The sequence below is a fragment of the Salegentibacter haimaensis genome (genome assembly GCF_054121495.1).
In genome coordinates this window covers 1-21624 of record NZ_JBSYGH010000024.1, presented here as the reverse complement: position 1 = coordinate 21624, position 21624 = coordinate 1, and the positions used below count along the sequence as shown (strand labels likewise).

Below are 21624 nucleotides of genomic sequence, written 5' to 3'. Positions count from 1 at the left end.
TAAATTGGCTTATTGAACTATTAAGTTTAATTAATCAACTGTAAAATTATTTTTATGAAACAAAGACTACTTAAGCTCGGTCTTTTCCTGTTTTCGTTTTTATGTCTGGGCTATGTGCAGGCACAAAATACGGTATCGGGAACTGTAACCGATGGCACTATGCCATTACCGGGTGTTAACATCGTGGTTCAGGGTACCAGTAACGGTACAACCAGTGATTTCGATGGGAATTATTCCCTGGACAATGTAAGTGATGACGCCGTTCTGGTATTTAGTTTCCTTGGCTATGGCCAGCAGGAAATTCCGGTAAATGGAAGGTCAACTGTTAATGTAACTATGCAGGAAGATGCCGCAGCCCTTAGCGAAGTATTGGTTATCGGTTATGGATCGGTACAAAGGCGGGATGCTACAGGAGCGGTTGCTTCAGTTTCTGCCGAAGATTTTAACCGTGGGGTTATCGCTTCTCCTGAAGAATTAATTCAGGGTAGAACTGCAGGACTTCAGGTTACCTCGAGCAGTGGTGAGCCCGGAGCCGGAGTGAACATTAGAATTCGAGGAACAACTTCGGTACGTGGTGGTAATGACCCGCTATTCGTAGTAGACGGGGTGCCACTGGGAGGCGATAACGTTTCAGCCGGAGGTTCAAATGCCGGTTTTGGAGACAGTTCTCCTAAAAACCCTTTAAACTTCCTAAACCCCCAGGATATTGAAAGTATGAGTATCCTTAAAGATGCTTCAGCCACTGCGATTTATGGTTCCCGTGGGGCGAACGGGGTGGTAATTATCACCACCAAAAGTGGTCGCGGACAGGAAGGAAGATTTGATTTCAGCTCAAGTGTTGGAGTTGCCACGCCTGCTAATCGTTACGATCTATTAAATCGTGAAGAGTGGTTAGAAGCTTATGCTGCAACAGGTAATGATCCCAGCGCTGTAGATTGGGGAGCCGATACCGACTGGCAGGATGAAATTACACGTACTGCGATAAACCAGGAGTATAACCTTTCTTATTCAAATTCTTACCGACAGGGGAATTACAGAATTTCCGGAGGGTATTCTGATCTTAAGGGTATCATTGAGAATTCTGAAATGCAACGTTTATCGGGAAGGTTAAATATTAACCACCGCCTGTTTGACGATAAGTTAAGGCTAAGTCTACAATCAACTATTTCGAGAGTTGATGACCAGAGAGCGCCAATTTCAAACAATGCCGGTTTCCAGGGAGACCTTTTGGGTGCAGCCTATAGAGTGAACCCAACTCTACCCAGTGATCCCGATGCGTTTGAAGGACAGCTAAACCCAAATGGAATGCTGAAATACACCCAGGATGAGACCCAAACCGACAGGTTTTTACTAAACTTCTCTGCCGATTACAGCATCTTCGAAGATCTTTCGGCTAAGGTAACCTTAGGTTATGACAGGGCCGATTCTTATAGAGGCTTCGGAATCTCAGGAGATCTACAGGGTATTCAAAGTGCAGTTCCTGGAAATGGACGTTCACAAATCAATGAGATTGAAAACACCAACAGACTTTTGGAAGCTACTTTGAACTATAATAAGCAGTTTGAAAATTCAAAACTTGAAGCTTTATTAGGATATTCCTATCAGGAATTTAACCGCCAGGGGATTAACGTGAGCGGTTGGGGCTTTCAAAATATGAATATGCAAAATATGATAGACGATCTGCAGCGTTCCCGTGATATTATTGAGGGTGGCATTACAGGTTCATATCAGCAATATGGTTATGATGGTGATGGATTGTTTGTAAATCGTTTATTTCCTGAAATTTCAAGTGAAAGACCATCAAGCCAGCCTTCAGGCGTTCTAGCCAGGGCACTTGCAGGAGACACTTTCAATACAACCGATGAATTACAATCTTTCTTCGGAAGAGTTAATTATAATATTGCCGAAAAATATCTCTTCACCGCCACTTTAAGAGCCGATGGTTCTACAAGATTTGGAGGAAACAACCAATATGGATGGTTCCCTTCTGCCGCTTTTGCCTGGCAAATAGCTGAAGAAGACTTTATGCCCGATGATTTTTCTACTTTAAAGTTAAGACTTGGATATGGAGTTACCGGTAACCAGGAAATACCTTACGGGCTTTACCTGCCACGTGAAAGATTTGGTGGTATTGGAGTTGGAGATGACGGAAGAGTTCAGGTTCCCGGAACAGGACAGGTAACTTTCACCAATCCAGACCTTAAATGGGAAACCACAGCACAGTCTAATATAGGTATTGATTATGGCTTTATGAACGACCGCCTTAGCGGGTCTATCGATGTATATTATAAGGAAACCACCGATCTTCTTTTCCAGACCTTTTCTGCACAACCCGCAGCCCAGGATTTTGTATGGGAAAACCTGCCTGCTAATGTGATCAACAAAGGGATAGAATTTATGATAGACTATAACATTTTCCAGGAAGAAGATTTCTTCTGGAATGTTGGATTCAACTATTCATATAACGATAACATGGTTGAAGATTTCACTGGTAGTGTACAAACCGGTGGAATTAACGGTCAGGGTCTTACCAATGCCTATGCGCAGCTACTTGCAGGGGGTCACCCCCTATTCTCATATTACCTTAGAGAATTTGGTGGATTTGACGCCAATGGACAAAGCGTTTATCCCAACGGGGATGTACAAACCTTCGTAGGGAAAAGCGCCCTGCCTACAACCAATATTGGATTTTCAACCCGTTTGGAATACAGAAACTGGGATTTTTCAACCTTCCTTACCGGGCAAATGGGCTTCTGGGTGTACAACAATACAGAAAATGCGTTCTTTACCCAGGGTGCACTTAACTCAGGTTCTAACGTAACCAGAAACGTGATTGGAAACGGCGAAGCTATAAACAACGCTCCCGATGTATCTACCAGATTCCTTGAAAAAGGAGACTTCCTAAGACTACAAAACGCCACTCTGGGCTATAATTTCGATTTGCAGCCAGATAGTTTTCTTAAGTCTGTAAGAGTGAGTTTAACAGGTCAAAACCTGTTCCTGATCACCAATTACACAGGACTGGATCCTGAGGTAAATACCGACAAGTCCCTTAACGGAATCCCGACGGCGGGTATCGAATATACGGCATATCCAAGACCCAGAACCGTAACTTTAGGACTAAATGCATCATTTTAAATAAAGAATTATTATGAAAATAAAACTGTTAAATAAATCGATTCTTCTGGCCTTGCTGGTAGGAGCTTTCGGTTGTACCGACCTGGAGTTGGAAGAAACCGACTCTGTATTTAGAGAACCATCTGAGGGTGGTGGCTTTGGAGGCGTTGGCGATGTAGAAAACGCCTTGAACAATGCCTATCAGGGATTAAGAGGTCAATTAGACACCCAGGAAAACCTCTATGCCTTACAGGAAGTTACCAGTGATGGTATGTTGGTACCTACACGAGGAACCGACTGGGGGGATAATGGACTATGGCGAACCTTACACCAGCATACCTGGGATGCCAATCACCAGTTTATACTTAACACCTGGAATAATATGAACCGGAATGTTTTTAACCTTTCCGAGATCATAGCTCCAGAGAGTAATGCCAACCCGCAACAACTGGCCGAAGCAAAATTCCTTCGGGCCTTTAGTATGTTCTGGGTAATGGACCTTTATGGTCAGGTTCCCTTTAGAGAAGTTGATGAAGGTGCCGATGTAGATCCAAGGGTACTAAGCAGAAGTGAAGCCTTTGATTTTATCATGGACGATCTTACCTCTGCCCTTCCAAATCTTAGAGGCGTAGGCCCTGGATCTGAAGCACTTTTCGCCAATAAAGCAGCAGCTCATTACCTAATGGCTAAAATGCATCTTAATAAGCATATTTACAACGGAAGCGGACAGGCATCAGCCGAAGATATGAACGCTGTAATCGAGCATGTAGATGCTATAGGAGAACTTGGCTTTGGCCTGCAAAGCGGATTCTTTGAAATTTTCAAACCTGCTGTAGATAGCGAAACCATTTGGTATACCGAAACGGGAGTAGGATCAAAAATCTGGAACGGGCTTCATTATTTCCAAACCACCCCCGATAACGTAGGTGGAGGTTGGAATGGATTCTCTACCCTTGCAGAATTCTATAATCTGTTTGAAGGTGACCCCGACAACAACCACCCGGGTGCCGGGCAGGAAGAAAGACGTGGCTGGGTGCCAATGTCTGGTTCAGCGCCCAGTACCGATGGCTATTTTGCCGGCGGAAAGGATGAAGATGGTGATGGCTTTGTAGATGGTTCAGATATAGGACTTGGATTCCTTCACGGCCAGCAATATGAGTTAGACGGTAGTATGACTCAGGATCGTGCCGGGAACCCATTATTCTACACCAAAGAATTACCGGGACTTCTTGGAAACAACGAAAGAACCGGAATCAGAGTTTTAAAATATCATCCTTCTAACGGGGCATATATGGGACACTATATTTTATTCCGTTATGCCGATGCCCATTTAATGAAGGCTGAAGCTATCATGAGAGGTGGAAGCTCGGGCGAAACCGCTCTTGGAATGGTGAACGAGCTGAGAGAACTTCGCCAGGCCACTCCGCTTGGATCTTTAAGCGAGCAGGATATGCTCGATGAGAGAGCCCGTGAACTTTACAATGAAATGTGGAGAAGACAGGATCTTATCCGTTTTGGTCAGTTCAATGAAGAATGGGAATTCAAAGAAAGCAGAGGAGAATATGTGAACCTCTTCCCTATTCCCAGTATAGCATTAACTTCAAATCCTAATCTTACTCAAAACGAGGGATACTAAATTTTTATCAATTTTTGAAAAAGACCTAAAAGGCTCCGGCTTTTTAGGTCTTTTTTTATTCTTTAAACTCATAAAATTCTCTTAAATTCACCCCATCAGTTTCTAAAACCTGTAGATGAGAATTTTTATGCCCCAATCATATTTAAAGAGTTTTTTCCTCATTATTCCTTTGTTGATCTGTTCCTGCAAAAAAACTACTTCAGAAGAGGAAAGTAATGCCGCAGTCAATGAGAATACAGGTACAAGTCTCTTTACGCGTTTGGATGCTTCAGAGACAGGAATTTCTTTTATCAATAAGGTAGAGAATTCTGAAGATTTCAACATTTTCAGATATCGAAATTTCTATAATGGCGCAGGGGTTGGGATTGGTGACCTCAATAACGACGGCCTGCCCGATGTGTATCTCACCTCGAATATGGGCGAAAATAAACTCTATCTCAATAAAGGAAATTTCGAATTTGAAGATATCACCAAAACTTCGGGCACCGGGGGGACGAAAGCCTGGTCTACCGGGGTAACTTTGGTAGATATCAATAATGACGGCTTTCTCGACATCTATGTTTCCAACGCAGGAAATATTGAAGGCGAAGACCGCAAAAACGAACTTTTTATCAATAACGGAGATCTTACTTTCACAGAAGCTGCCGCAGATTATAACCTTGATGAAAATGGCTTTACCACTCACGCCGCCTTCTTCGATTACGATGGCGATGGCGACCTGGACGTTTATATTTTAAATAATAGTTTTATCCCGGTTTCGAGTTTGGGATATACCAATAAACGCGATCTAAGATGGCAGGATTGGGATCTACCCGAGGTTTTTAAAGGTGGTGGAGATAAATTGTTGAAGAATAATAATGGAAAATTTGAAGATGTTAGCGAAGAAGCCGGTATCTACGGAAGCCTTATCGGCTTTGGTTTAGGAGTTACCATTGGTGATGTAAATCGCGACGGCCTGCCCGACATCTATGTGTCTAACGATTTTTACGAACGGGACTACCTTTATATCAATAATGGCAATGGTACTTTTTTTGAAGAGATCAAAGACCGCATAGACCATTTGAGCCTCTCCTCGATGGGTGCCGATATGGCCGATATCAATAACGATTCGCATCCTGAAATTTTTGTAACCGATATGTTACCCGAAGATGATGAGCGCTTAAAAAATACCAGTGATTTCGAACGCTTCGATATTTATAAGCTTAAAGAGCGTAAGGATTTTTACCATCAGTATATGCAGAATACGCTTCAGCTAAATGATGCCAGCGGTTCTTATTCTGAAATTGCTTTTTACAGTGGGGTTGCCCAAACCGACTGGAGTTGGGGGGCACTTATTTTCGATATGGATAATGATGGCTACAAAGATATTTTTGTAAGCAATGGTATCTATCACGATCTCACCAATCAGGATTTTATGGATTTCTTCGCCAATGATATCCTGCAGCAAATGGTACTTACCGGTAAAAAGAAAGAATTCGATTCTATCTTAAACCAAATGCCCAGTACGGCCATTTCCAATTATGCCTTTAGAAATAAAGCCGACTTGAGCTTTGAAAATGTAAGTCAGGAATGGGGGCTGGATACTCAAAGCTTTTCCAACGGTTCGGCCTATGCCGATTTGGATGGCGATGGAGATTTAGACCTAATAGTGAGCAATGTGAATCAGGAAGTGTTTATATATCGCAATAATTCTACTGAAAATTTAAAACACAATTACCTGAAGCTGAAACTTGAAGGAGATGAGAAAAATAAATTTGCGATTGGGAGCAAAGTTAACCTTTATATCGGAGACGAAATTTTAAGCCAGGAATTGATTCCTACGCGGGGCTTTCAATCTTCCATAGATTACAACCTGGTATTTGGCCTGGGACAACGCTCGGCCATAGATAGTTTAAAGGTTATCTGGCCAGACTCAAGAACCCAAAAGCTGGAAAATCCTGAAATAAATAGCCTGTTGGAATTAAATTATAAAAATGCAGTTTCTTCAGGTCGTGAGCCACAACCGGAAATAGAAGCCGCTTCGGGCATAGTTGAGAATAATCTCCAGGCACACCAGGAAGATTATTATGTAGATTACGATTACGAAGGCCTCGTCTTTCAGATGCTATCCAGAGAAGGCCCTGCAATGGCGGTGGGCGATATAAATGGGGATGGACACGATGACCTTTACCTGGGTGGGGCACGCGGGCAGACCGGGAAAATTTATCTTTCAAGAGGAAATGCTGAGTTTAGAGCAATTGATAATCCTGCTTTCGAAAATCACAAAGATTATGAGGATACTTTTGCCATATTCGCCGATATTAACGGTAACGCCCTACCCGATCTTATTGTAGGTTCGGGCGGAAATCGACCTGAACTTGCCAGGGAAATGTATCAAACCCGAATTTATTTAAATGAAGGCAACGGAAAATTCTCAAATTCCGGCCAGCTTCTTCCTTCAACCGGCCATAATACAGCAGTGATCGCCGCCGAAGATTTTGACGGCGATGGCGACATAGACCTGTTTATAGGGAGTCGCAGCGTTCCCGGGATTTATGGTATTAACCCCGATCACCTGCTTCTGGAAAATGATGGCAAAGGCAACTTTTCTGACGTTACAAACTCGAAAGCATATTTTTTAAAAGATCTGGGAATGTTGACCGGTGCTAAATGGGTAGATTTTAATAATGATGAAAGGCCCGACCTGGTACTAACCGGAGATTGGATGGCACCACAAATCTATTTGAATAATGAGACGGGCTTTGAAAAAATGCCGGCTTCGGGGCTGGATAATCTCAAGGGAGCCTGGTCGGGTCTTGGTGTTGCCGATTTAAACGGTAACGGCCACCCCGATTTAATTCTTGGCAATAGAGGCACCAACAGTTTTTTCCAGGCTTCAGAAGAAACGCCGGCCAGGGTATTTATCAACGATTTCGACGAAAACGGAACCATTGAACAAATCTTTACGCAAAGGATAAATGGAAAAGATGTTCCTATTCATTTAAGGCGGGAACTGGCTGGCCAGATTAGCGCTATTAAAAAGCAAAACCTTAAGTTTTCAGAATATGCCACTCGGGATATCACTCAACTCTTTTCTGAAGAAGTCATTGAAAATTCTATTCAGAAAGAAATCACCGAATTTCAATCGGTGATCGCGTGGAATAATGGTGACGGCAGTTTTAGCATAGAACCCCTATCAGGCCCGGCTCAATTTAGCAGTATTAAAGCCATAGAACTCATTGAGGATGATATGGGTAAATTTCACATCATCGCCGGCGGAAATGATTTCGATCTAAAACCTCAATTTTCGAGATTAGATGCTTCCCGGGGCCTTTGGCTACAAGCCGATGCCCAGGGAAATTATCAGTTGAAAAGCAAAAAAGAAAGCGGATTTAACATTAAAGGGCAGGTACGGCAAATTCGTCAGCTTAAAAATGCAAAAGGCGAAACCTATCTGATTTTTGGAATTAATAATGACCAGGCCCAAATTTATAAACTGAAGTTATGAGGCTAATTTCTATCTTTCTGGTTTTTTTGATTTTTGTTTCCTGCTCCAGGGAAGAGGATAAACAGCCCTTAGGCTTTGAATATTTAACTGCTGAAGTTACCAATATAAAATTCAGCAATGACTTAAGCCCTACCCCTGCTTTAAATATTCTGGACTACCTGTATTTCTACAATGGCGGCGGCGTTGCCGTTGGCGATATCAATAATGATGGTCTACCCGATATTTATTTCAGCGGAAACCAGGTGAAAAATAAGCTGTTTCTCAACAAAGGAAATATGCAGTTTGAAGATATTACCCAAACCGCAGGAGTGGCTGGAACTTCCGATTGGAATACCGGGGTAACTATGGCCGATGTTAATGGTGACGGTTACCTGGACATTTATGTGTGTGCCGTGGTTGGGGTAAATGGTTTGGGAGGAAAAAATGAACTTTTCATCAATAACGGGGATGGCACTTTTACTGAAGCTGCAGCCGATTATGGCCTGGATTTTCAAAATTACAGCTCTACTGCTGCCTTTTTCGATTTCGATAACGACGGAGATTTAGATATGTACCTGCTAAATCATGCAGTGCATACGGTAAATACCTACGGCCCGGCAAGTCTTAGAGATAACAGGCATCCCGCCAGTGGAGATAAATTGCTGCGAAATGACAATGGGAAATTTATCGATATAAGCGAAGAGGCTGGGATTTATGGCGGCGCTAATGGTTATGGCCTGGGTATCGCTACGGCCGATTTCAATAACAACGGGTTTACAGACATTTATGTAAGCAACGATTTTCACGAAGATGATTACTATTATCTAAACAATGGTGACGGTACCTTTAGCGAACAGGTCAAGGAAAAATTCGGGCATTTAAGTCGGTTTTCGATGGGCAGCGATGCCACCGATATCACCGGCAACGCTTACCCCGATCTTATCACCCTCGATATGCTTCCGCAGGATGAAAAAGTTTTAAAAGCCTCGGTGGGTGATGATCCCAGGGATTTAGACGCCTTAAAAATTGAGCGTTTAGGTTACCATCATCAATACACCCGAAATATGTTGCAAATTAACCGGGAAGGAAAATATTTCCAGGAAGCGGGATTGTATAGCGGTCTGGCCGCCACCGATTGGAGCTGGAGCGCCCTCTTTGCCGATTTTGACCAGGATGGGCAGCAGGACATTTTCATTTCCACAGGAATTCCGAAGCGGCCTAACGACCTGGATTATATCAAATACGTGTCCAGCGATCAAATTCGGAATAAAATAAACAACACCAGGCTGGTAGATCAAAAAGCCCTTGATATGATGCCCTCGGGTAATGTGCCCAACTATATTTTTAAGGGTAAGGGCAATATCAGGTTTGACGACCTTTCTCAAAGCTGGATCTCCCAGGATTCGATTATCTCTACCGGGACCGCCTGGGCCGATCTCGATAACGACGGCGATCTCGATTTAATCGTGAATAACATCAACGCTCCGGCCGGGATTTACAAAAATAATATCGAAGATAAAGGAGCCTGGATTAAGCTAAAATTCGATCACCCTGCCCCCAATACCTTCGGAGTTGGCACCAAAGTCATTACCTGGAATAATGGTCAAAAACAGCTAAAACAGCTATTTCCAACACGTGGATTTCAGTCTTCATCTGAGCCTGTCTTGCATTTCGGCTTCGGAAACATTAAAAACCTGGACTCCATCAGTATAATTTGGCCAGATCAGACCTACCAGGTGATCAAAAATCCAGACTTGAATAGCAGTCACCTTCTGAAGCCGGAAACTAATTTGCCGCGGGTAGATTACGCTAAATTGTTACCCGGGAAAAACCCGGTTTTTACCAAACTCGATTCCCTGCCCGGGGTAGATTTCGTGCATCGCGAAAACAGGTATATAGATTTTGACCGGCATAAGCTTATCCCTTACAGAATTTCTGACCGTGGCCCCGCCATTCTGGTGACCGACTTAAATGGCGACGGGAAAGACGATCTGTTTTTTGGAAACTCCAAGTTTAATAGCTCCAAAATTTATTTGCAGAAAGCTGAAACTTTTGAAATTGGACATTATCCTGAAATTACCAAAGATTCAATTTTTGAAGAAAGCATTGCCCTGGCCGTGGATTTTAATGCTGAAGGAAGAACCGGGATTTTCTTAGGCTCGGCTGGTGGAGAATTTGCCAGCGGAAACCGCGCTTTAAAAGATCGCTTTTTTTATAAAGTTGGAGAAATCTTTAAAGAGGTAGATAATCCCGGTTTGGCTGAAAATTCAAGCTTTGCCATTGCCGAAGATTTTACAGGAAATACCTATCCCGATATTTTTGTGGGAACGGGAGCAAATTCTAATGATTTTGGTAAAACTTCAGCATCATATTTTTTAAAGAATAATAAGGGAGATTTTCAATTTGAAGAGCAGGAAGTTTTCGAAAACCTGGGAATGTTGAGTGCCGGAGTCGCCAGCGACTTTAATGGAGATGGTGAAAAAGACCTTATTTTGGTGGGGCAATGGATGAGCCCTAAATTTCTAAAAAATAAAGGAGGAAAATTTACAGATGTCACTTCGCAAATCATTCCCGAAGGTTTAAAAGGCCTTTGGCAAAGCATTATCCCGTTCGATATTAATGGCGACGGAAAAATGGATTACCTCTTAGGCAACTGGGGCCAGAATACTAAATTTCGCGCTTCAGCCAAATACCCCTTAAAAATGTACCTGGCCGATTTTGATGATAATGGCAAAACCGAAAGTATCGTGGCTTATGAAAAAGACGAAAAATATTATCCGATCAATGGGCTTGATAAACTTGCGGCACAGCTTCCGTTTTTGAAGAAAAAATTTCCGGAGTATAAAGGTTTTGCAGGAAAATCTATCGAGGAAATCTTCAGCAAAGAACAGCTTGAAAAGGCCCAAATAATGGAAGTTGAAGAACTTAGCTCTGGATATTTGCTAAATACGGGTGGAAAATTTATTTTTAAGCCCTTTAAAGCCAGTCTTCAAATGGCTCCCATTACGCATTTCATAAAGGCCGATTTTTTGGGAAATTCAAACGAAGAAGTGCTGGCTGCAGGCAACTTTTTTGGGGTTACCCCTTATCATGGGAGATTCGATGCTCTTGCAGGAAACCTGATTATTAGTGAAGATGAAATAATGGAAGGAAGCGAATTGGGATTGGATTTAAGCCAAAAACAGGTTTCAGGCTTACAAATTTTAGAATTTAACGGAAAAAAGGTGCTGGTAGTGGGCATAAATAATTCAAAACCTGAATTTTATGAGATTAAAAATTAGGAATATCATCTGCATTTTAATGCCGGTTTTTGTAGTTGTGAGTTGTTCGCAGCCTCAAAAATCTATTGAAATTAGCACAGAAGATTATCATAACACCGTAGATCGAATTACCGATATAATGGTGCATGATATCTTTTCGCCTCCGGTAGCCAGCAGGATTTATGCTTACAGTAATATCGCAGCCTACGAGGTTTTAAGCAGCAATAACGATAGCCTGCAATCGCTTAGAGAGCAATATAAAGGTTTGGAGAAATTTCCTGAAAAGGCAGGGGATGCCGGGATAAACCTGCAATTAGCTGCCCTGGTTGCCAAGATGGAAATTGGAAGAAATTTATTGTTTTCAGAAGAAAATCTTAGTGTTTACCGTGACAGTCTTTATAAGGAATGGGAAAACACCAATGAGGAAGAATTTACCAAATCAAGAGATTATGGCCTTAAAGTAGCCAAACATTTAAAAAACTGGATCGATAAGGATAACTACAAGGAAACCCGAACTATGCCAAAGTATTCGGTGTATTCAGATGATCCTTCGCGTTGGGAACCCACCCCACCTTCCTATATGGATGGAATTGAGCCTCACTGGAGCAAGATTAGACCATTTAGTTTAGATTCGGCTTCACAGTTTAGACCAGAACCGCATCCCGATTTTTCATTGGAAAAAGGAAGTGAATTTTATGCCGAGGTTATGGAAGTTTACGAGGTAAAAAAGCAAATGGAAATCGACGGCGACGATTCTGAAGAAATCAAAATCGCCCAGTTTTGGGATTGTAACCCTTATGTTTCTACACAAAGAGGCCACCTGATGTTTGCTACCAAAAAAATCACTCCGGGGGGGCACTGGATGGGCATCTGTAAAATTGCAGCCAAAGAGCACGATTTGAATTTTGAAGAAACTGCCTATGCCTACACCACCACAGCTATGGCCCTGGCCGACGGATTCATTAGCTGCTGGGAAGAAAAATACAATAGTGAGCTTATAAGGCCAGAAACACTTATCAATAGGTATATCGATGAAAACTGGACCCCTGTTCTACAAACTCCTCCATTTCCTGAATATCCCAGTGGGCATTCGGTAGTTTCAGGGGCGGCTTCGGTGGTTTTAACCCGTTTATTCGGGGATAATTTTGCATATGATGACGATACCGAAGTACGCTATGGCCTTCCTGTGCGTTCTTTTACTTCTTTTAATCAGGCTGCAGAAGAGGCTGCATTAAGCAGGCTTTACGGTGGGATTCACTATAGAGCCGCTATAGACAAAGGATTGGTACAGGGTCGTAAACTGGGACAACATGTGGTGCAACACTTCAATATTCAGCCACTAGTACAATAACATTTATGTTTAAAACTTTACTAGGCTTTCTTTTGCTGCTCCTGCTGGGAACCTCCATCTGGTATTTCTTTATTAAGTTTGAAGATTACAGCATTGGCTTTAATCATAGTTTCGATGAACAAAATCTTTACCTGGCCGCGCGCCAGGGCAATCTCGAAGAACTAAACCTGAAAAAAATAAATAAGGAGGAGGCCTATAAAAAACTAAACCAGGATTTTTCTTTCGGGTTCGGAGAAATAAATTTACAATGGAATTTTAATTCACTTAAAGATAGCCTGGAAAGAGTTGAAATCAAGGTGAAACACCGGGAAGATAATTTTCAGAAACGCTTTCAAGTTTTGTTCGGCAAGCCGGAATTTCAGAAACAGGTAGTTGAAGCTATTGAAAACTTCAGAAATAAGATGGAAGCTCAGGATGAAATTTTTCGAATAAAAATCGAAGAAACTACTACCAGTCCTGCCACCCAATGTATTTGCAAAGAGCTACAGGCAAAACCTGAACAAAAAGCCCGAGAGATGATGCAGAGCATTTCTATATTATCATCTTTCGTGGAGCAAAACGGGTTAAAAAGCATTGGCAGACCGCGAATTCTAATGCAAATACCCGGCGATCTTAGCCAGGTCGCAGATTTTGAATTTTGTTTTCCGCTGGAAAGAGGTCAAAAAATTCCGGAACTTAAGGGTTTAAAATTGAAAGAAATCGAAGAAAGAAAAGGCCTAAAAGCGATTTACAACGGGAATTATATGTTTTCTCACCTGGCCTGGTCCTATGTTTTCGAATATGCGAAAATGCAGAATTTGGATTACCAGCCACAATTATTGGAAGTCTACAATTCTAACCCGCAAATGGGCGGGGATGCCCTGGAGTGGGAAGCTGAAATCTATTTATTTCTGAAATAAAAAATGGCCGAAAATCTTTCTAGATTCGGCCATTCTAAATTTTACATCTTAATTCTAGAGGGACATTGCTTTACCCCCACCCAGTTCTTCAACAGGTCCGCAGGGAATATATTGCCCCGGGATGGGATCGTACCAGAGTACGTTCTCCCCTACTTCTTCACTGGTTTTCCAGGCCCAAATTCCCATATCGCGAACATTTCGCAAGTAGGCAAAAGCCCCTGCTTCATTGTCCATTTCTATTTCGGGTTTTTGATCTATGGGATCCTGGGTTTCAGTAATTCTCTTTAAATACTCCTCCTGCTTCTCGGGAGCAGCTTTTAAATAGGTCGCTACGATCTTTTCGTATTCCTCTTCAGTACCTTTGGAAACATCTTTATCGAATGCCTCTTTAAAAGCTCTTTCAAAAGCATCTGCCGATCTTTGGAAGTCTCTACGTCTATCTTCGCTGGCAACCTCATCAAAATAAGAATCGATAAACTCGGCAATATTAAGATCTGATGCTCCCGGGGTATCGGTTTTTGGAAGAATCACTTCCAAAACCTGCTTTAAGGCTGCCCCATTAGAGGCGCTGAGAAACACCGGTTCCCAATTCGATTTAGGTTCATTTTTACAACTCTGCAACAAATTTAGAGTTGCGGGACCCACCACCATAATTCCGGCGCCGAGTCCTATATTTTTCAATGCCTGTCTTCTGTTCATAATTTAAGCTTTAGAAGATTTTTTGAAATTTTTAGAAGCGTGATCGGCTGCGCGGGCGGTCATCGCCATATAGGTAAGCGAAGGGTTTTGACAGGCCGCTGAAGTCATAAAACTTCCATCGGTCACATACACATTCTTAGCGGTGTGTACCTGGTTATTTCCATTAAGAACCGAGGTCTTTGGATCGCGTCCCATACGGGCGGTTCCCATCTCGTGAATTCCAAGCCCGGGAGCGCCGATATCGTCGTAGCCGTTTACATCTTTGAACCCGGCTTTTTCAAGCATATCTACAGCCTGTTCAACCATATCTTTACGCATTTTAAGCTCGTTTTCCTTGAACTCGGCATCAAAAGTTACGGTTGGTAGGCCCCACTCATCGGTTTTGTTATAGTCGAGAGTCATTTTATTTTCGTGGTAAGGCAAAGTTTCACCAAAGCCCATAAGGCCCATCGTCCAGCCACCGGGTTGTACGATAGCTTCCTTGAGCTCTTTTCCGTAACCGGCTTCGGCTATGGCCTGTTGCCAATCTCCACGACCGGCACCACCCTGGTATCCGTATCCACGGGTAAAGCCAAGATTATCGCTTCCGTTTAGGTTTCTAAACCTTGGTAGATAAATTCCGTTAGGTTTTCGGCCTTTATAATACATATCTTCAAAACCATCGTATTTTCCTGAAGCACCGGCTTTAAAGTGGTGGTCCATTACATTGTGACCTAGCTCACCGCTATCATTTCCGAGTCCGTCAGGAAAACGATCAGATTTAGATTGCATTAAAATACTGGTAGAAGCGATGGCAGAAGCACATAGAAATACCACATTGGCTTTAAATTCTATGCTCTCTTTAGTTTCAGCATCGATAACTTTTACCCCGGTGGCTAATTTGGTATCGGGGTCGTACATCACCTCGTGCACCACCGAATTGGGTCTAAGAGTCATATTTCCGGTACGTTCGGCTGCGGGCAGGGTTGAAGCTATACTGCTAAAATAAGCGCCGTAAGGGCATCCTCTAATACAACGATTTCGGTATTGGCAGGAAGAACGACCTTCAAATTCCTTATCGCCGGTAATATGAGCTACACGACCCGGAGTTAAAATGCGGTTTTCATAATTTTCGAGGAGGCTCTTTTTCAGGTGATCTTCCACGCAATTTAATGCCATTGGAGGAAGAAACTTACCATCGGGCAACTGACTTAAACCCAGGTTTTCGCCACTTATTCCGGCGAAACTTTCCACATAATCATACCAGGGCGCAATATCTTTATATCGTATAGGCCAGTCTACAGCTATGCCCTCTTTTTTATTTGCTTCAAAATCCAGGTCGCTTAAACGATAACTATGGCGACCCCACATAATAGAACGACCCCCTACGTGATACCCACGCATCCAGTCAAAGCGTTTAACCTCGTTATAGGGATGTTTTACATCATCTACAAACCAATGTGCACTGGCCTGGTTAGTGGTATAGCCGGTACGGGCCTGCTTTTGCTGGCGTTTTTCCTGTTCCCGGGTTAATTGTCCCTTGAATTTATAATCCCAGGGATCGTCATGCATAGTTGGATAATCTTCAATATGCTTCACCATGCGACCACGCTCAAGCACCAGGGTTTTGAATCCTTTTTCACAGAGTTCCTTTGCTGCCCAGCCACCGCTTATTCCGGTACCTACTACTATGGCATCATAGGTGTCGTTTTCATAAAATTTACTCACAATTCAGTAGTTAATTAATAATTTAGTTAATCGAATCTCCTCAAATATATAAATTTAAGGTTATAATTTTCCTTCTTTAAAAAAAACTCTACTTTTAAAACTTCAATTAATTGCGAGCTGTCGCTAACATTAAATTTAACTACTACTTTATGAAAATTTCTCCAACCAAATTATACCTGCTCGTGTTGAGTTTGGTATTTTCCACAGCTTTATTTTCCTGTAAAGATCAAAACAACCGGGAAGAGTCTCAAAATTCCCAGCTTAACGACACCATAGACCAGGAGCCTTTTTTTAAGCTTAGCCTGGCACAGTGGTCTCTAAACAAACATATTTTCGCCGGGGATATAGACCCTTTGGATTTTGCCCGGGTTGCTAATGAACTTGGCTTTGAAGGAATTGAATACGTAAGCGGGTTTTATGCGGAAGGAATTAAAAAAGCCGATGATCCTGAAAAGGCAATGCAGGAGGTACTCGACAGCTTAAAAGCCAAAAGCGAGGAATACGATGTAGATAATGTTTTGATTATGGTAGACGGCGAAGGCGAACTGGCCAGTCCCGATGAAGCCGAGCGAAACAATGCGGTAGAAAACCATAAAAAATGGGTAGATGCTGCAGCCTTTTTAGGTTGTCATTCTATAAGAGTTAACCTCTTTGGAACCAACGATGAAGAAGAATGGAAAGTAGCAGCTACCGATGGTCTCACAAAACTGGCCGAATATGCTTCAGAAAAAAACATCAATGTTTTGGTTGAAAATCACGGTTACCTATCTTCAAATGCAGCTTTATTGGCTGAAGTTATGGAAAAAGTAAATTTGGATAACTGCGGAACCCTTCCCGATTTTGGCAATTTTTGCCTGCAGCGTGAAGGTGGTGCTCAATGGGAAGCTAAATGCATTGAAGAATATCCAAAATATCAGGGGGTGGAAGAACTTATGCCTTATGCTAAAGCCGTGAGTGCGAAATCTTATGATTTTGATGAAGACGGGGAGGAAACCAGCATAGATTTTAAAAGAATGCTTCAAATTGTAAAAGATGCAGGCTACACCGGGTTTATAGGCGTAGAATATGAAGGAGATGATGAATCGGAAGAAGCGGGTATAATCGCCACTAAAGAACTGCTGATTAAATATGGTACCGAACTTAATAACCAGGCCGAATAATGAAAAACTTAGTACGCTTTCAACTATCGGCAATGATGTTCCTCGAGTTTTTTATTTGGGGAGGCTGGTTTGTAACCCTGGGAACTTTTTTAGGCACCAACCTGGAAGCCACCGGTTCTCAAACCGCAATGGCTTTCTCAACTCAATCCTGGGGAGCCATTATCGCACCCTTCATTATAGGATTAATCGCCGATCGGTTCTTTAACGCCGAACGCATTTTAGGAGTGCTTCATTTGCTGGGTGCAGCTTTGCTTTACTTTATGTACCAGGCTGAAGATTTCTCAACTTTTTATCCCTATGTTTTGGGCTATATGATCTTGTATATGCCAACCCTGGCACTGGTAAATTCAATATCCTTTGCTCAAATGAGCGATCCTTCCAAACAATTTTCGGGGATTAGAGTATTTGGTACCCTGGGATGGATCATTGCGGGAATGGTGATTAGCTGGGTATTCGCCTGGGACTCGGCTGAAGGTCGTGCCGCAGGGATGTTACGATATACATTTTTGATGGTATCTATCGCATCAGCTGTCCTGGGACTGTTTAGTTTTAGCCTGCCTAAAACCCCACCAAGCAGCAAGGGGGAAAAAGTAACCCTTTCAGAAATACTTGGCCTGGAAGCTTTAGCTCTATTAAAAGGGCGTAATTTCCTGATGTTTTTTATTTCTTCGGTTTTAATCTGTATTCCGCTGGCTTTCTATTATCAAAATGCGAATCCGTTTCTTGCTGAAGTTGGCATGGAAGACCCTACTGCAATGATGACCATTGGCCAGATTTCAGAAGTGCTTTTCCTTTTATTGCTACCTTTCTTTTTCAAGAAATACGGCTTTAAAATGACCCTCCTGGCCGGGATGCTGGCCTGGACACTGCGATATCTGTTATTTGCCTATGGCGATGCTGGAGAGCTTGTGTTTATGCTCATTATAGGAATTGCCCTTCACGGAATTTGTTATGATTTCTTCTTTGTAGCCGGTCAAATCTATACCGACTCGAAGGCGGGACCAAAAATTAAAAGCGCAGCCCAGGGTCTTATCACTTTGGCTACCTATGGCGTAGGAATGCTTATTGGTTTTTGGGTGGCCGGCCAAATAAGCGATATGTACCTTAATCCCGATGGCAGCCACGACTGGCAACAAATATGGATAGTTCCCGCTGCTTTTGCCTTTGTGGTAATGATCATTTTCACTATCTTTTTCAAAGACGAAAAAATAGCTAAAAAAGATATCGAAATATAAATTCAAACTATGAGTAAAAAAATTAAGTTAGGCATCCTGGGTGGTGGTGGTGATTCTTTAATCGGAATCCTGCACCGGGTGGCGGCTGCGATGTATGATAAATATGAATTGGTAGGCGGGGTTTTTAATCCCGATAAATCTGAAAGCATCAAATTCGCTGAAGAACTCGGCATTGGAACCAGCCGAATTTATGGAAATTTGGACGAACTTATTTCAGAGGAAAAAAAATTGCCTGAAGCAGATAGAATCCAGGTAGTTTCAATACTTACCCCTAACTTTTTGCATTTCCCAATGGCCAAGCAATTGCTTGAAAATGGCTTTAATGTGATTTGTGAAAAACCGATGACCACCACTTATGAGGAGGCTAAAATCCTGGCTGAGACCCAGGAGAAATCAGGAGTTGTTTTCGCGGTCACCTATACCTACACCGGCTACCCTATGGTGCGGCAAATGAGGGAAATGATAAAAGAAGGTAGACTTGGTAAAATTCAAAAAATCGACGTGCAATACTACCAGGGCTGGATAAACCCCATAATTCACGATGCTGAAAAAAGGGCCAATACCTGGCGCCTGGACCCTGAAAAATCGGGAATTAGCTGCTGTGTTGGAGATATTGGCACCCACGCTTTCGATATGATTGAATATGTCACCGGAATGGAAGTGAAGAAAGTTCTCGCCGATCTTAATTATCTCTATAAGGATAATAAAATGGATATAGACGGAAGCATCCTGCTGCGTTTTTCAGAACATGTAAAGGGACTTATTAGAACCAGCCAGATCGCTACCGGGGAAGAAAACAATTTTACCGTGGCTATTTATGGGGAAAAGGCTGCTCTAAAATGGGAGCAGGAAAATCCGAACTATTTATACCTTCTTGAGGAGGGAGAACCTAAAAAGGTTCTGAAACCCGGGCACGAATATAACTCGGCACTTTCTTTAGATGGCACAAAACTCCCTCCGGGACATCCTGAAGGAATTTTTGATTCTATGGGAAATATCTATAAAGGAGTGGCCCGCGCCATTAGAAAAGAAGAATACAACCCGGGAGAATTTCCCGGAATTAAGGATGGCCTGCGCGGAATGAATTTTATCGAAAAGGCGGTAGAATCTCACACCAAAGGCAACGTATGGGTAGAAATCGATTAAACTAGCTTAACAACCACTAAAAAATTGAAATTATGAAAATGAAAACCATAAAAGGACCTGCTGTTTTTTTGGCTCAGTTTATGGATTCCAAAGCTCCTTTTAATAGCCTTGAAGGTTTATGCAAATGGGCTTCAGAATTGGGTTATAAAGGTATACAAATCCCTACCTGGGAGACCGCTCTTATCGATTTAAAAAAAGCGGCTGAAAGCAAGGATTATTGCGACGAACTCAAGGGAAAGATAAAAAATTACGGTCTCGAAATCACTGAATTATCTACCCATCTCCAGGGGCAGTTAGTCGCCGTTCACCCGGCTTACGATACTATGTTCGACAATTTTGCGCCAGATGAATACAAAAACAATCCCGGCAAAAGAACCGAGTGGGCTATTCAGCAATTAAAATATGCAGCTAAGGCCAGTAGAAATTTAGGTTTGGATGTTCACGGTACTTTTAGCGGCTCTCTGCTATGGCACACCGCTCACCCCTGGCCACAGCGGCCACAGGGCCTCGTTGAAATGGGGTTTAAGGAACTTGCAAAGCGCTGGACTCCAATTCTCAATGAATTTGACGAGTATGGTGTAGATGTTTGTTACGAGGTACACCCGGGGGAAGACCTCCACGACGGGGTTACTTTTGAACGCTTTTTAGATGCCACCAATAACCATAAACGGGTTAATTTGCTGTATGACCCGAGTCACTTTGTATTGCAGCAACTGGATTATATTGAGTATATAGACCATTACCACGAATACATTAAAATGTTCCACGTAAAAGATGCCGAATTTAACGCTACCGGCAAGAAGGGAACCTTCGGGGGGTATGAGGACTGGAAAGATCGTGCCGGAAGGTATAGAAGCCCTGGCGACGGACAGGTAGATTTTAAAACCATTTTTTCCAAACTTACCGAATACGGCTGCGATGTTTGGGCTGTGATGGAATGGGAATGCTGTATAAAATCTCCTGAACAGGGAGCACGGGAAGGCGCGCCATTTATTCAGAAACACATCATTGAAGCCACGCAAAAGAAATTTGACGATTTTGCCGGTAGTGAGATCAATGAAGAGAAATTAAAGAAAATTCTGGGAATCAACTAAAATCAACTATACATGAGAAAAATCAGTATTATACTGGCAGCTTCGGCGGTAATGGCCGTGGGTTGTAAAGACAACGAAAAAAAGGCAGAAGTCGAATCGGTTTCTGAAGAAAAAATGGAAAACAACGAGGAGTCAAATTGGGTCACTCTTTTTAACGGAGAAAATCTCGAGGGCTGGAAAGCCTTTAACAGGGATAGCATTTCCCAATGGAAAGTAGAAGATGGCGCTCTTGCCTTCGCTCCCGCTGAAGGGGAAAATCGGGTTTCAGAAAACCTCATCACCAAAGATGAATTTGAAAGTTTTGAACTATCGCTGGAATGGAAAATTTCTGAAGGCGGAAACAGCGGAATTATGTGGGCTGTACAGGAAAGCGACGAGTTTAATGAGCCTTATCTTACCGGGCCTGAAATTCAGGTTTTAGATAATAAATTACATCCCGATGCTGAAAATGGGCCTATTCGCCAGGCCGGGGCTTTATATGATATGATGCCGCCAAGTGCCGACAAAACCAGAAATGCCGAGGAATGGAATGAAACCCTAATTCGTATAGACCACGCTGCCAACAAAGGTACCGTACGTCTTAATGGAACGCTTATCAACGAATTTCCATTACATGGTGAGGAGTGGGACAGTTTGGTTAACCAATCTAAATTCAAAGACTGGAAAGATTTTGGAAAAGCCAAAAAAGGCCATATCGCTTTGCAGGACCACGACGATAAAGTTTGGTACAGAAATATAAAAATTAAAGAATTAGATTAATTCTGAAATTACTCCATCAAGAGGCCGTCTTAAAAGCTATTTTTAGACGGTCTTTTTTTATTCGTGCTTTAGGCAGTTTTACAATGTTATTGTTT

13 protein-coding genes are annotated in these 21624 nt (G+C 42.4%); 11 read left to right on the top strand and 2 right to left on the bottom strand.

What is annotated here, in order from left to right:
• Positions 1 to 54 precede the first annotated feature (54 nt).
• The 6 genes from ACW6QP_RS14970 to ACW6QP_RS14945 all read left to right on the top strand — a co-directional run bounded on the left by ACW6QP_RS14970 (position 55) and on the right by ACW6QP_RS14945 (position 13729).
• The gene (locus ACW6QP_RS14970) at positions 55 to 3138 is read left to right on the top strand and encodes a SusC/RagA family TonB-linked outer membrane protein (RefSeq protein WP_457911687.1); all 3084 of its coding nucleotides are present in this window, start codon (positions 55 to 57) and stop codon (positions 3136 to 3138) included.
• Positions 3139 to 3151: 13 nt separating this feature from the next.
• A complete protein-coding gene (locus ACW6QP_RS14965; RefSeq protein WP_457911686.1) occupies positions 3152 to 4753 on the top strand; it encodes a RagB/SusD family nutrient uptake outer membrane protein in 1602 nt (533 codons plus the stop codon).
• A gap of 115 nt (positions 4754 to 4868) precedes the next feature.
• Positions 4869 to 8240 carry a VCBS repeat-containing protein gene (locus tag ACW6QP_RS14960; protein WP_457911685.1) on the top strand — a complete coding sequence of 1124 codons (3372 nt, stop codon included), beginning with the start codon at positions 4869 to 4871 and terminating at the stop codon, positions 8238 to 8240.
• Positions 8237 to 11500, top strand: a complete 3264-nt coding sequence (locus ACW6QP_RS14955) for a VCBS repeat-containing protein (RefSeq protein WP_457911684.1) — start codon at positions 8237 to 8239, stop codon at positions 11498 to 11500. The genes ACW6QP_RS14960 and ACW6QP_RS14955 overlap by 4 nt, the downstream gene beginning before the upstream one ends.
• Positions 11484 to 12830 carry a vanadium-dependent haloperoxidase gene (locus tag ACW6QP_RS14950; protein ID WP_457911683.1) on the top strand — a complete coding sequence of 449 codons (1347 nt, stop codon included), beginning with the start codon at positions 11484 to 11486 and terminating at the stop codon, positions 12828 to 12830. Before ACW6QP_RS14955 ends, ACW6QP_RS14950 begins: the two co-directional genes overlap by 17 nt.
• 5 nt (positions 12831 to 12835) lie before the next feature.
• Positions 12836 to 13729, top strand: a complete 894-nt coding sequence (locus ACW6QP_RS14945; protein ID WP_457911682.1) for a hypothetical protein — start codon at positions 12836 to 12838, stop codon at positions 13727 to 13729.
• Between the two features lie 54 nt (positions 13730 to 13783).
• On the opposite strand, the gene ACW6QP_RS14940 is transcribed toward ACW6QP_RS14945, so the two are convergent.
• Together ACW6QP_RS14940 and ACW6QP_RS14935 are read right to left on the bottom strand one after the other, a co-directional pair.
• Complete coding sequence (locus ACW6QP_RS14940; protein ID WP_457911681.1) at positions 13784 to 14428, bottom strand: gluconate 2-dehydrogenase subunit 3 family protein; 645 nt, start codon at positions 14426 to 14428, stop codon at positions 13784 to 13786.
• Positions 14429 to 14431: 3 nt separating this feature from the next.
• Positions 14432 to 16135, bottom strand: coding sequence for a GMC oxidoreductase (locus tag ACW6QP_RS14935; protein WP_457911680.1), 1704 nt, complete (start codon positions 16133 to 16135; stop codon positions 14432 to 14434).
• A gap of 149 nt (positions 16136 to 16284) precedes the next feature.
• On the opposite strand from ACW6QP_RS14935, the gene ACW6QP_RS14930 reads away from it, so the two are divergent.
• From ACW6QP_RS14930 to ACW6QP_RS14910, 5 genes are read left to right on the top strand one after another with little or no spacing between them, the layout of a single operon-like run.
• The gene (locus ACW6QP_RS14930) at positions 16285 to 17295 is read left to right on the top strand and encodes a sugar phosphate isomerase/epimerase family protein (protein WP_457911679.1); all 1011 of its coding nucleotides are present in this window, start codon (positions 16285 to 16287) and stop codon (positions 17293 to 17295) included.
• Positions 17295 to 18530: a nucleoside permease gene (locus ACW6QP_RS14925; protein WP_457911678.1), complete on the top strand. Its 1236-nt coding sequence runs from the start codon at positions 17295 to 17297 to the stop codon at positions 18528 to 18530. Before ACW6QP_RS14930 ends, ACW6QP_RS14925 begins: the two co-directional genes overlap by 1 nt.
• A gap of 9 nt (positions 18531 to 18539) precedes the next feature.
• The gene (locus ACW6QP_RS14920; protein ID WP_457911677.1) at positions 18540 to 19676 is read left to right on the top strand and encodes a Gfo/Idh/MocA family protein; all 1137 of its coding nucleotides are present in this window, start codon (positions 18540 to 18542) and stop codon (positions 19674 to 19676) included.
• A 38-nt stretch (positions 19677 to 19714) separates the two neighbouring features.
• Complete coding sequence (locus ACW6QP_RS14915) at positions 19715 to 20770, top strand: sugar phosphate isomerase/epimerase family protein (protein ID WP_457911676.1); 1056 nt, start codon at positions 19715 to 19717, stop codon at positions 20768 to 20770.
• 12 nt (positions 20771 to 20782) lie between these two features.
• Positions 20783 to 21529 (top strand): 3-keto-disaccharide hydrolase, encoded by a 747-nt coding sequence (locus ACW6QP_RS14910; RefSeq protein ID WP_457911675.1) that lies wholly within the window; start codon positions 20783 to 20785, stop codon positions 21527 to 21529.
• Positions 21530 to 21624 lie beyond the last annotated feature (95 nt).

Bases quoted from the DNA above. Each gene is read 5' to 3' on its own strand.
- ACW6QP_RS14965 (WP_457911686.1), top strand. From the start codon at position 3,152: ATGAAAATAAAACTGTTAAATAAATCGATTCTTCTGGCCTTGCTGGTA.
- ACW6QP_RS14910 (WP_457911675.1), top strand. From the start codon at position 20,783: ATGAGAAAAATCAGTATTATACTGGCAGCTTCGGCGGTAATGGCCGTG.
- ACW6QP_RS14940 (WP_457911681.1), bottom strand. From the start codon at position 14,428: ATGAACAGAAGACAGGCATTGAAAAATATAGGACTCGGCGCCGGAATT.
- ACW6QP_RS14930 (WP_457911679.1), top strand. From the start codon at position 16,285: ATGAAAATTTCTCCAACCAAATTATACCTGCTCGTGTTGAGTTTGGTA.
- ACW6QP_RS14955 (WP_457911684.1), top strand. From the start codon at position 8,237: ATGAGGCTAATTTCTATCTTTCTGGTTTTTTTGATTTTTGTTTCCTGC.
- ACW6QP_RS14950 (WP_457911683.1), top strand. From the start codon at position 11,484: ATGAGATTAAAAATTAGGAATATCATCTGCATTTTAATGCCGGTTTTT.
- ACW6QP_RS14945 (WP_457911682.1), top strand. From the start codon at position 12,836: ATGTTTAAAACTTTACTAGGCTTTCTTTTGCTGCTCCTGCTGGGAACC.
- ACW6QP_RS14920 (WP_457911677.1), top strand. From the start codon at position 18,540: ATGAGTAAAAAAATTAAGTTAGGCATCCTGGGTGGTGGTGGTGATTCT.
- ACW6QP_RS14960 (WP_457911685.1), top strand. From the start codon at position 4,869: ATGAGAATTTTTATGCCCCAATCATATTTAAAGAGTTTTTTCCTCATT.
- ACW6QP_RS14925 (WP_457911678.1), top strand. From the start codon at position 17,295: ATGAAAAACTTAGTACGCTTTCAACTATCGGCAATGATGTTCCTCGAG.
- ACW6QP_RS14970 (WP_457911687.1), top strand. From the start codon at position 55: ATGAAACAAAGACTACTTAAGCTCGGTCTTTTCCTGTTTTCGTTTTTA.
- ACW6QP_RS14915 (WP_457911676.1), top strand. From the start codon at position 19,715: ATGAAAACCATAAAAGGACCTGCTGTTTTTTTGGCTCAGTTTATGGAT.